Origin of the sequence: Gardnerella coleohominis, assembly GCF_002896555.1 — a bacterium.
Classification (GTDB): domain Bacteria; phylum Actinomycetota; class Actinomycetes; order Actinomycetales; family Bifidobacteriaceae; genus Bifidobacterium; species Bifidobacterium vaginale_F.
The window spans coordinates 49,705-61,073 of record NZ_MNLH01000008.1 but is presented as its reverse complement, the minus strand read 5'-3'; the positions used below and the strand labels follow the sequence as shown (position 1 = coordinate 61,073).

General features: G+C 43.0%; 7 protein-coding genes. 3 read left to right on the top strand and 4 right to left on the bottom strand.

Going from position 1 to position 11,369, the window contains the following annotated elements:
• Positions 1 to 311 (top strand): IS3 family transposase (locus BFS05_RS06145; protein WP_146026741.1); only part of this gene is annotated, 311 nt, incomplete at its 5' end.
• A gap of 668 nt (positions 312 to 979) precedes the next feature.
• Here BFS05_RS06145 and dcd read toward each other — a convergent pair.
• Positions 980 to 1,561 carry a dCTP deaminase gene (dcd, locus tag BFS05_RS06140; protein ID WP_103085083.1) on the bottom strand — a complete coding sequence of 194 codons (582 nt, stop codon included), beginning with the start codon at positions 1,559 to 1,561 and terminating at the stop codon, positions 980 to 982.
• A 454-nt stretch (positions 1,562 to 2,015) separates the two neighbouring features.
• The gene (locus BFS05_RS06135; protein WP_103085082.1) at positions 2,016 to 5,006 is read right to left on the bottom strand and encodes a cation-translocating P-type ATPase; all 2,991 of its coding nucleotides are present in this window, start codon (positions 5,004 to 5,006) and stop codon (positions 2,016 to 2,018) included.
• Positions 5,007 to 5,234: 228 nt separating this feature from the next.
• On the opposite strand from BFS05_RS06135, the gene rlmB reads away from it, so the two are divergent.
• Positions 5,235 to 6,230 carry a 23S rRNA (guanosine(2251)-2'-O)-methyltransferase RlmB gene (gene rlmB / locus BFS05_RS06125; RefSeq protein ID WP_103085080.1) on the top strand — a complete coding sequence of 332 codons (996 nt, stop codon included), beginning with the start codon at positions 5,235 to 5,237 and terminating at the stop codon, positions 6,228 to 6,230.
• Between the two features lie 130 nt (positions 6,231 to 6,360).
• Positions 6,361 to 8,214 carry a hypothetical protein gene (locus BFS05_RS06120; protein WP_103085079.1) on the top strand — a complete coding sequence of 618 codons (1,854 nt, stop codon included), beginning with the start codon at positions 6,361 to 6,363 and terminating at the stop codon, positions 8,212 to 8,214.
• On the opposite strand, the gene BFS05_RS06115 is transcribed toward BFS05_RS06120, so the two are convergent.
• Positions 8,206 to 8,916, bottom strand: a complete 711-nt coding sequence (locus tag BFS05_RS06115) for a nitroreductase family protein (protein WP_103085078.1) — start codon at positions 8,914 to 8,916, stop codon at positions 8,206 to 8,208. The genes BFS05_RS06120 and BFS05_RS06115 overlap by 9 nt on opposite strands.
• A gap of 191 nt (positions 8,917 to 9,107) precedes the next feature.
• Positions 9,108 to 11,213 carry a S1C family serine protease gene (locus tag BFS05_RS06110; protein ID WP_258004288.1) on the bottom strand — a complete coding sequence of 702 codons (2,106 nt, stop codon included), beginning with the start codon at positions 11,211 to 11,213 and terminating at the stop codon, positions 9,108 to 9,110.
• Between the last annotated feature and the right edge of the window lie 156 nt (positions 11,214 to 11,369).

The following is an 11,369-nucleotide window of genomic DNA, read 5'->3' as shown; positions in this document are numbered from 1 at the left end:
GGCTTATATTTCATTCTGATCAGGGTTGGCAGTATAGGCATGATTATTTTAGGAGTGTTTTGAAAAAACATGGGGTTATTCAGTCTATGAGTCGTAAGGCTAACTGTTATGACAATGGTATTATGGAATCATTTTTCGGTAGGCTTAAAAACGAGATGTATTACGGGCATGAGCATGAGTATGCTTCGTTTGAAGAGTTTGATCGAGCAATGAGGGAATATATTTATTATTACAATAACGAGAGAATACAGAAGAAGACTGGGTGGGTGCCTCCTGTTAAATGCAGGAAAGCATCCACGCAGACGATATGATTAAGTAAAAAGGGATATGTGTCCAGAAAAAGGGGTACATATCAACCCCAAAAGTAAACAAAACCAAGCAACCCTTCTTGCTTTTGTTTACCAACACGCGCTATAAGCGCGACGACTTGCTTTGCTACCAAGTAGGCAGAGATTTGAGATTTTTCGCCCAGAGCGAAATGAACCTCAGCACGAAGTGGTGATTCATTGAGCGAAGAAGAAAAATCGAAAAATCTCGGTGATTAACCGAAGATTAAAAGACCAAACATGCCAAGAGCTGTCGAAGTTTCTCTTAGAGCAATGTAAAAATCTTGCGATGAGAGAAACTCCGACAACTCAGCAACACTAGAATGGACCTTAAAGCGCAGTGCACTATGCAGCTTTAAGCTCGGTCGATTCGGGGGATTATTCCCCAAAATCCTGGTAAACATCAAAATGTACAGATAAAAAAAACAACCCCGGCTGTGCGTACCGGGGTTCAAAAAGAGAAAGGAAAATATGAATAAAAAAACCTAAACAATTCATTAAGTTTTTCGCTACTATTATGAAAACACACAATCCTTAATAATGTTCGTATATTACCTGAGAATTACCTGAGAAAACTCTGTTTTTATGCTGATTTTCTCCAAAAATCTGCCATTTTCACCACGTAATCGCCAGCTAACAACTAAAGCAATCAATTATTCGCTTAAATCAGCGCGATAGAAATGCTCATAGGAACGCGATGGAGTTGGGCCACGCTGACCTTGATAGTGCGAGCCGTTAACAGCCGAACCGTATGGGTTTTCGCATGGTGAACTTAACTGGAAGAAGCACATTTGCCCAATTTTCATTCCAGGCCAAAGCTTAACTGGCAAAGTACTGACGTTCGAAAGTTCCAAAGTAATATGTCCTTCAAAACCAGGATCAATGAATCCGGCTGTTGAATGGGTTAAAATTCCCAAGCGACCAAGCGAACTCTTGCCTTCCAAGCGAGCTGCAATCGTATTGTCAAGCTTCACATACTCCCACGTAGCACCGAGCGCAAACTCTCCAGGATGCAAAATCCAAGGCTCATCTGGAGCTACTTCAAACTGTTCTGTAAGCTCGCCCTGATTTTCAGCAGGATCTACATACGTGTAAGCGTGATTGTTGAACAATCTAAAGAAACGGTCAAGGCGCACGTCAATAGACGCCGGCTGTACCATTGCCGGAGTCCACGGAGTCAAATCCAGATGACCCTCATCATGAGCTTTGAGGATGTCGTGATCAGACAACAGCATAACGTCATATCTCCTTGCGATAAAGCTTATACATCAGCAACTTCATTGTTCGCACGAAATATTCTTTACGCCTATTTTGCGCGAAAATTACAATATGCACAATTGTAGCGCGTGCCGCGGTCTGCACTTAATCACAAAAGATTATGCGTAAAGAATTGAACGGGACGAATATAAAAATACGAAAACGTGCATGATGAACCTGTAGGCAAATCCTATAAATTAAACTTTGTAAAATTACAAAAGTAGAATCATAGGAAATCCTACAGGCACGCTACATCATACACGTTTAGAACGTTAGCTGTCTAGATTTGCTAACTGCACAGATTTTGCTAGCTGTACAGATTTTGCTAGCTGTCCAGTACAAACCAGCAAAAACCAGCAAAAACCAGCACAAATCCGCTTTAAGTTATGCAGCTTTTTTAAGTTAAACAGCCTTAAGTTAAGCCTCTTTAAATTAAGCAGCCTTTGTCAAAGCACGCGCAGATTTACGCCAAGCAATAAAGCGAAGCACGCATTTACGCAGCTCAGAACCAATTAGCACAACCATCGAAAGACCTAGGCACTCGAACCATTCAGTCCAGCCAAGCGGCACAGTGCCAAATGGCTCATTCAGGAACGGTATGTAGATTACAGCTAGCTGAAGCAGTACGGAAACACCTATAGCGCCCCAAAGCCAACGGTTTGCAAACAATCCCACGAATACGCTTTGCAAATGCGAGCGCGATGCAAGAGCATTCAACATTTGAGCAAACACAAGAATTGTGAAGCCCATTGTGCGAGCGTGAGTGAGCTGAGCAGCATGATCCATAATTCCAACAGAACGATCCGTAAATAATCCGCCTGCCAAATGCATATCCATGCCAATCAAAGTGATTGCAGCCATCAGCACGCCAATAAATACAATATCGCCCCACATTGGTCGATCAATAACGCTATCCGTGAGCTTTCGAGGCTTTCGATCCATTACATCGTCAGTTTGCGGATCAACACCCATCGCGAGCGCAGGAGCCGCGTCCGTAAGCAGATTAATCCACAAAAGCTGCGTTGCAAGCAAAGGCAAAGTTACGCCAACAGAATTTGGTTGCGTAATTCCCAACGCTCCAGCGAAAACAACGCCACCAAAAACCGTGAATACTTCGCCAACGTTAGAGCTAAGCAAGTATCGCAAGAATTTACGAATATTGTCGAAAATTCCGCGTCCTTCGCGCACTGCTGCAACAATTGTAGAGAAGTTATCGTCAGCCAAAATCATCTTGGCGGACTCTTTAGTTACTTCTGTACCAGTAATGCCCATTGCAACGCCAATATCGGCAGACTTTACTGCAGGAGCGTCGTTCACGCCATCGCCTGTCATAGCAACAATGTTGCCTTGACGTTGAAGCGAAGAAACGATAGCTAACTTGTGTTCAGGAGCTACTCGCGCGTACACGCTAGTTTTACTGATTGCTTCGTCAAAAGCAATGTTGTCGTCGTTGCGTGAGAGCAAATCGTCAAGCTCGTCGCCTGTAAGCGCATGCTCATCTTTTCCAATAATTCCAAGATCTCGAGCAATACGCGTAGCAGTAAGAGGATGATCGCCTGTAATCATAACAGTGCGGATTCCAGCGCGATGAGCTTGAGCTACGCTATCTCGAACTTCAATTCGCGGAGGATCAATAATTCCAACCATGCCGTTCCAAATCAAATCAGATTCTAGTACGTCACTTTGTTCCGCGACGTCCGCGATTTGACCTGCAGCGTTAGAAACCATGCCGTCAACTTTTGAAAGACTATCGACTCCAAGCGGCCTATAAGCCATTCCAAGCGTGCGGTAAGCTTCTCCGGAAAGACGTTCAACAGTTGCTAAAATATCTTCGCGATCGCCATCAGTAAGCGGACGCACGGCACCAGCCACTGCAATACGCGTGCAATAAGAAAGCAGCACGTCTGGGGCACCTTTAGCGCAGACAATCAGATTTCCAGAATCCGAACCATCTTTAACAACAACAGACATACGTTTGCGTTCAGAAGTAAAAGGTACTTCTGCAACTCGAGTCAAATGAGCGTAACGCTTGTCTGCTTTTGTTTTACGCGCTGCTACTACTAGCGAAACTTCTGTAGGGTCTCCTACAGGCTGCCAACTTTTAGCAGTTTCGTCATAGTGTAAATCGCCGTCGTTAGCTAAGCATCCGGAGCCTAACGCACCTAATACTTCCGTAGCAAGATTTTGCGGCACTGCCAGATCTGCATCCGCAGAACCAATTAATATCATGCGACCTTCAGGCTTGTAACCGCTCCCCGTAAGCTGAACTTCGCCGCTAGGTGTTATTACACGCTCAACAGTCATCTCGTTTCGAGTTAAAGTACCTGTTTTATCGGAGCAAATAACAGAAGCAGAACCAAGTGTTTCCACGGATGAAAGCTTTTTTACAACAGCATGATGCTTTACCATTCGTTGCACGCCAAGAGCCAGAACTACTGTCAAAATCGCCGCTAAACCTTCTGGAACGGCAGCAACAGCTAGGGAAACAGAAAGCAGCAAGGAATCAATAATATCTTGGACAGTATGGAATCCTTCAAGAATCCACATCGACGCAAGAACTACAGCCGCAATAATGCACACCGCGATTCCAAGAACTTTGGAAACGCGTACCATTTCTTTCTCAAGAGGTGTTGCTTCGTCATCTGACTTTGAAAGCATATCCGCGATTTTGCCAACTTGCGTGCGCATACCAGTAGAGGTGACTACAGCACGGCCAGTTCCTTGCGTAACAGCGGTTCCGTTGAAAACCATATTTGTACGATCGCCTAAAGCTTTTGCAGACGAAAGCGTATTCGGACGTTTGCTTACTGCCACGGATTCGCCTGTAAGACTTGCCTCAGCTACGCGTAATGAAGCCGCTGCTATAAGTCGACCGTCTGCAGACACAGCATCGCCTTCGCCAAGCACAAGAATATCTCCAGGAACAACTTCTGCAGTATTAATGCGCACAACGCTACCATCGCGCAAAACTGAAGTTTGCGGAGCGCTCATCCTAGCTAAAGCTTCGACTGCTTCTTCTGCTCGCGACTCTTGAATGTAGCCGAGAACTGCGTTTGCAATCAAAATAATGATAATTACGATTGAATCAAACGGCAGAATTTCTCCACCGCTGTTTCCTTTATGTTGTGCGCGCTCAACAAACCACGCGATTGCAGAAATAATAGTTGCCGCAATAAGCAAGTAAACGAGCGGATCTTTAAATTGTTCAAGGAATCGTTTCCATGCTGGAATTTTAGGAGCAGCAGCAAGCGCATTCGGACCGAATTGATCAAGTCTTTTTGCAGCTTCCTCAGAGCTTAAACCGCATGAAATATCTACGTTAAGCGATTTAGCTACTTGTTGAACATCACACAATGATGGATCTTTGCTATCAGCTGAGGTGTCAGCCGTTTTATTGGATTGATCAAGAGCGTGATCAACCATATCTTCCCCCTTGGGAGTGCCGCGGAGTAGTCAATAATCGCAATGCTAACGCTATTTTTAGCGCTTCGTATTGTAACTATTGCGCGGTTGTGGAATATTGCAATAGTTTGCAACAATTAAGTACCGTTCTATTATGCCATACAACGCGCCGAGCTTAGAATCAGCGAACTTTACCGGATTCAAAAAGCTATTAATAGCAATGCCTCGGGGGCATGTGAGAATAGGAGTATGACTACGAAAAAAGGACCGACCAAGGGGTCGGGTGGAAAACATCGCAATGCTTTGCGCGGAAAAGGGCCTACTCCGAAGGCTGAAGATCGCGTGTATCACAAAGCTTATTTTGCTAAGAAAGCTGCTATTAAGCGCACGTTTGCGGATCCGCGTTTGGCTGCGCGCCGCCGAGTGGACAAGCTTGGTAGCGATTCAGACGAGTTGGTAATTGGTCGCAATGCTGCTTTAGAAGCTTTAAGAGTTGGAGTTCCAAGCACGCAATTGTATGTTGCTAATCGCATTGAGCACGACGATCGCACGCGCGAAATCGTGAAGTTAGCAGGCATGCAGGGCTTACGTTTGCTTGAAGCAGATCGCCTTGAGATGGATCGTATTGCGCATAGCACGAATCATCAGGGTATTATTTTGAAAGTTCAGCCTTACCAGTATCACTCTCTGCAAGAGTTGGTTGAACGTGCCGAAAAGAAGTCGCGCGCAATGGAAGCTGCTGACTCTTTGGCTGCTCGCATTAATGCTCGACCATTGTTTATTGCTTTGGACGGCGTTACAGATCCTCAAAATTTGGGTGCTGTTATTCGTTCTGCAGCAGCTTTCGGCGCAAATGGCGTGATTTTGCCTGAGCGTAGAAGCGCTTCCGTAACTGCTGCAGCTTGGAAAGTTTCTGCCGGCGCTGCAGCTCATTTGCCAGTTGCTCGAGTTGTGAATTTAAATAAGGCAATTCAAGGTTTGCGCGAGCGCGGATGGTATGCAATTGGTCTTGATGGCGGCGGAGATAAGCTTGTTGGAGAAACTGGTTTTGAAACTGATCCGTTAGTTGTTGTGCTCGGCTCCGAAGGTAAGGGAATGAGTCGCCTTACACGAGAAGCGTGCGATGCTATTGCTGGAATCCCAATTTCTAACGCGGTTGAATCTCTTAACGCTTCAGTTGCAGCAGGTATTAGCTTGTACGCTGTTGCTAATGCTCGTCGTTTGGCTGCATTGGATCAAAACTAAAAATTTTCAAACTCTAAAATCACGCTTGCACTGTATTGTTACGGTGTTAGCGTGATTTTATTTGGTTGGGGCTTTTATTTGCTGAAGTTTAGTACTGACGCAATTTTGAAAGAAATAATTAAATAGAAATATGCATATTAGTGAAAATACTATAGAAGAAAATAAAACATTTATGAACGAAAATACTATTACGAATACGATTGCTACAGATGCAACCGCAAATACAAGTACAAATACGAATGCAACAAATACTCCGAAAACAACAAATAAACTATGGCTCGTAAAGCATGCGCGCGCGCTTAGTTTTATTGCATACATTGCTGTTGTCGCAGTAGTTATGTACTTCCATGAGCCGTGGTTCGATGAAGCTCAAAGTTGGCTTATTGCACGAGATTCTTCTTTTGTTGATTTGTTAACTCTTCGCCCACATTATGAAGGCCATCCACCGCTTTGGACTTTGCTTCTTTCAATCCCTGCAAAAACAGGAATTCCATACGAAATTGGTCTTAAAGGCGTGCAGCTTCTATGCGTCGCACTTTTAGGCGGCTGGCTTATTTTCCGCGCGCCTTTTAGTAAATTGGCTGTATTCTTACTTCCATTTACGTATTTTTTGTGCTTCCAATATGGAGTTACTGCGCGTCCGTATGCTCTTCTTTGCGCGGCTTTGTTCATGGTTGCGCATTACTGGAAACAGTCTGATTCTAAGCCTTCTGACACTTGGAAACTCGCTTTAAGTCTTGTACTTTTATGCGCAATCAGCGCGTATGGTATCGCTTTAGCAGCAGGTTTCGTTTTGGCTTGGATTTGGCGAGCCGTAAAATCTGCAGGAATTAAAAAAGCTTTCGCTGAAATAGTATCTAACACTAACAGATTAGTAAGCTGGATAATCCTTGCTTTAGTTGGAATTGCAAGCATTATTTGCATTTGGCCTGCGTCTAACGCTTTTGCATCACGTGAAACATTTGACGGAAATTCTCCTCTTACGCAATTCCTGTCGTTTATTTTCGTCATGCCGTCAGAAAGCATGTTCACTCAATTTGCAGGCGATGTTTCTTTGCGTAGACTCACACTAAGCGTACCTTCCGCGATTATTTGCGTTATTATTTCGATTTTAATATGGGCTTTCGCTGTAAGAATCGCTTATCGAAGGGGCATGCTTGTTTCTTTGATACTTCCTTACTTAACTTTTGCAGCAGTTGCCACGCAATATTTCACTTTGCATCACGCAGGAATTGTTTTTGCATTCTTCATAGCTCAACTTTGGATGTGCATTGCGCGTAAGCCACTGGAATCTAAAGATATTCCGGCGATTATTTCTAAGCTATTCAAAGTTGCAAATAAATCTGAAAATAAAGACACAAATAAAGACACAAATAAAGACGAAAATAGCAATAGTGAATCTGCCCGAAGCAAAGTCATAACTAGCTTTATTCCAGCAATCATTACTATTGTTTTACTGTCCCCAAGCTTGATTTGGAACGCGTATTCTTGCGTTAACGATATTCGATTCGACTATTCAGGCTCGCGAGCGCTTGCACAATTTATCAAGCAAAAACACGCTGAAAATAAGCGATTCGTAACATCTTGGCTGCATCAGGACGAAAAAACCGATAAGCAAGGTAATGTTATTGTTCCGGAATTTGAAGATATTCATCAATACTCGTGGCCGCTTATTACAGCAAATCCTTATTTCTCAAAGAATCTTATTGATTGCAGTTATAAGAATAGCTCGTTTATTACGAATGAGCAGATTTCGCGATATCAAGCTTCTGACGAGTTGAACGTTTGCAAAGCAAAGAAAGAGCCAGAATTCTTCGTTACGGAATCAAGCAAACCTTGGTATTACTTTGTTTCGTTAAATTACAATATTGATCATTACACTGATCGTGTTATTGCTGAAACTAAGTCTTCCTGGAAATCGAAAATTTCAAAAGGAAAAATTATTGTATATGAGCGTAAAAACAATATCAAAAAATTACAATAATTCGATTTCTGGATGATTCGCCCTAAACTCGTTCGCGTAAGAATTATTGGAATATCCTAGTGCGAAGCCCGTTAGAAGCTCGTAATTTTCTGGAACTGTGAATTCCGAATCTAACGGGTCTCGCCATGTTGCAAGAACTCCTAGAGGGCAAGAGTCGATATCTAAGTCTTTTGCAGCTAAGAATAAAGTTTGTAGCATTAATCCAGCGTCGAGCGCAGCAAAAGGCATAAAATCTTTGCGAGCGAGCACGAATCCTATTAAAGGCGCTCCAAAGGCCTCGAAATTCCTTCTTGTATGCGCATTTCGCGCTTCAAAATCATGCCTGTCTATTCCAAGATGCGAGTACAGTGCTAAGCCGAGTTGTGCGCTTCGTTGTTTCAAATCATCTGGATAAGGCTTATTAACAGGCACATCTCCATTAGGCGCAGCAAAATTCGCGAAGTTCGCTCGTTCTGTTTCGCTAAGTGATTTATCTTTAGATTTGAGCATAGCTTCGCATTTTTCTAAATATGCTTTTACAATGCGATTCTTACGCTCCCCTTGCGCAATTGCCAGCGCGTATGCTCGTGTATTGCTCCAACTTGGGGCTTTCGACGCTGTTTTAAGTATTGAATTTAACGCTTCTTCAGGTATTGGTTTGTCGAGAAAATCACGTGAGGAGAATCGCGCCGATGCTAATTCTGCAAAATCTTTATAAGTCATGTGTATTATTTTATACGAAAATACGAATACACCCCGATTGCAAGCATATTAGCCTACTTTCGGGGTGTTTTCGCTTAAAAGCTAGCGCACTTTTACGTACTCTTAGCAAACACTTAGCGCACGTTTATCATCAACGCTTAGCGCACTTTAAACGCTAACCAACAATAAGTTAGCGCACGCTAGCGCGTAATTTACCAGAATCCGAATGGGTCAAAAATGCCGCCGTCGTCATCGTTATCACCGCGAGGCTGCAAATCATCGTCATCGTCATCCTTATCGCGCTTATTATCCTTAGGATTTTTCGAATTATTATCGCCTTTATTGTTGCGTCCGCGCTGCCTACGCGAATGCGGATCCTTACGTGTTTCGCCTATTACAGAAGCCTCTTCTTGGTTGAAAAGAACATTCAATTTAATAGTTCTTGCGCCACGCACAACAGTTATAGTTGCCTGCTGATTAAACGCTGTTGCTCGTACGTATCCAAGAAGCGAATAATTGCTGGAAACTGGCTCATTGTTGAATGCAACTATATTATCTCCACGGCGAAGTCCCGCTTTAGCTGCAGGCGTGCCAGGAGTTACAGATACTATTTCTGCACCTCCGCGGCTAACGTTACCGGAAGTTACTAATGAATTCTTGATCATAATTCCGAGAGCCACGTGTTTTACAGAACCATTGCTAATGATTTCGTTTACAACTCGTTTCGCTAAGTTTGAAGGAATAGCAAATCCGATTCCAATAGATCCTGAAACATTTGCTTTACTTGAAGCTGCAGCAATAGAAGAATTAATGCCTATAACTTGACCAGCAGCATTGAAGGTTGGACCTCCAGAATTACCAGGATTAATAGCTGCATCGATTTGCACCGAATCTGTAATTATTTCAGAGCGAGAAGTATCGTCCATCACAGAAACAGGCCTATGCAAGGAGGAAACAATGCCTGCTGTTGCAGTGTTCGCATAGCCTAATGGATTACCAATTGCCATTACCGGTTCGCCAACCGCTAAATTATCAGAGTTTGCGAATTGCACAGGCTTAAGATTTCTTGGAGGATTTACGATTTTTAGAACAGCCAAATCTGTTGTTTTATCCGTTCCAACAACTTCTGCTTTGTAAATTTCGCCATTAGCCAATGTAACTTGGATTTGTTCTGCGCCTGCAACTACGTGATTATTAGTCACAACATGACCTTGCGCATCTACAATCGCACCGGAGCCTTTTCCTTCCATCTTTGATGTGCGCATTTGGATAGACACGACGGAATTGCAAACATTTTTAGCAACATTAACCCAGTTAGGAGCAGCGCCGCCTTTAACAATTGCACTACCTTTTCCGCCTGTAACGGTATTAGATGCGCCAATTCCTGAAAGTGAACCGACTTGAGGTATTTGGATAAATCCGTTATTAATAACAAACATTGTCACTACAATGCATACGATTGCTGTAACAAATGCAGATATTACGGCCACAATCATATTCGAAGCGTAATCTGTACTTCCGCTTCTACTAGAAGCGCCACGATTGCGATTATTTCGCGAGTCTCGATTATCTCTAGAATCTCGAGGATTCCTTGGATCCCTTGGGTCTCTTGAGCCATCTGAATTGGAATTGTCTGAATTAGGTCTTGAAGTACCAAACTGTGAATTTTTTGCCGTACGCGGTTCAGCACTCGGCTCTAGTACAACTTCGTGAGCAGGCTGAGTATCTTGAGGCTGAGCATTATTAACAGGCTGAGTGTTCACTGGCTGCGTATTAACAGGTTGCGTATTTACTGGCTGGCCATTTTGAGCCTGCGTATTCTGATTTTGCGCATCCATATCATCATCAAAATCTGCATAAGGATTCTCAAATCCTAAATAATTATTTTTCATCCCTGAATTTTGATTTTGCTGCCCATTACGCCCATTGCGATTATCGCGCCCATTATTAGCGTTACTAGCATTATTGGCATTATTAGCATTACTAGCATTATTAGCGTTATTGTAGCTATTCCCGTTGTAAGGAGGTTGAGGAGGATAAGCGGTTTCGCTTGAGTTTTCGCCAATTTTATAAGCGCCATATTTTGGAGCAAGCCTATACGACTCAGTAGGCTGCTCTTCTTGATAGCCCTGAGCATTCTGATTGGACTGATTAGTTTGATTGGACTGATTGCCTTGATATCCCTGCTGATATCCCTGATTACCAGGATTACCAGGATTACCAGGATTACTTTGATTTACCGAATTGCCAGGATTGCCTTGATACTCCTGGCCTAAATCAGGATTTTGTTCGCCGTTATTATACATTTCACCTGCCATTAATACTCCTTAAAATTCTTTCACTAATAATAAACCAAGCCGTTGTTAAACCATATACAATTCGTAAAAATCGTAAAAATCTTAAACTTATAAGTCGCAAAACAAAAGTTATACATCTACTCGCTTGCTTTTTATATTTTATACATATATATTCAT

Bases quoted from the DNA above. Each gene is read 5' to 3' on its own strand.
- BFS05_RS06120 (WP_103085079.1), top strand. From the start codon at position 6,361: ATGCATATTAGTGAAAATACTATAGAAGAAAATAAAACATTTATGAAC.
- rlmB (WP_103085080.1), top strand. From the start codon at position 5,235: ATGACTACGAAAAAAGGACCGACCAAGGGGTCGGGTGGAAAACATCGC.
- dcd (WP_103085083.1), bottom strand. From the start codon at position 1,561: ATGCTGTTGTCTGATCACGACATCCTCAAAGCTCATGATGAGGGTCAT.
- BFS05_RS06115 (WP_103085078.1), bottom strand. From the start codon at position 8,916: ATGACTTATAAAGATTTTGCAGAATTAGCATCGGCGCGATTCTCCTCA.
- BFS05_RS06110 (WP_258004288.1), bottom strand. From the start codon at position 11,213: ATGGCAGGTGAAATGTATAATAACGGCGAACAAAATCCTGATTTAGGC.
- BFS05_RS06135 (WP_103085082.1), bottom strand. From the start codon at position 5,006: ATGGTTGATCACGCTCTTGATCAATCCAATAAAACGGCTGACACCTCA.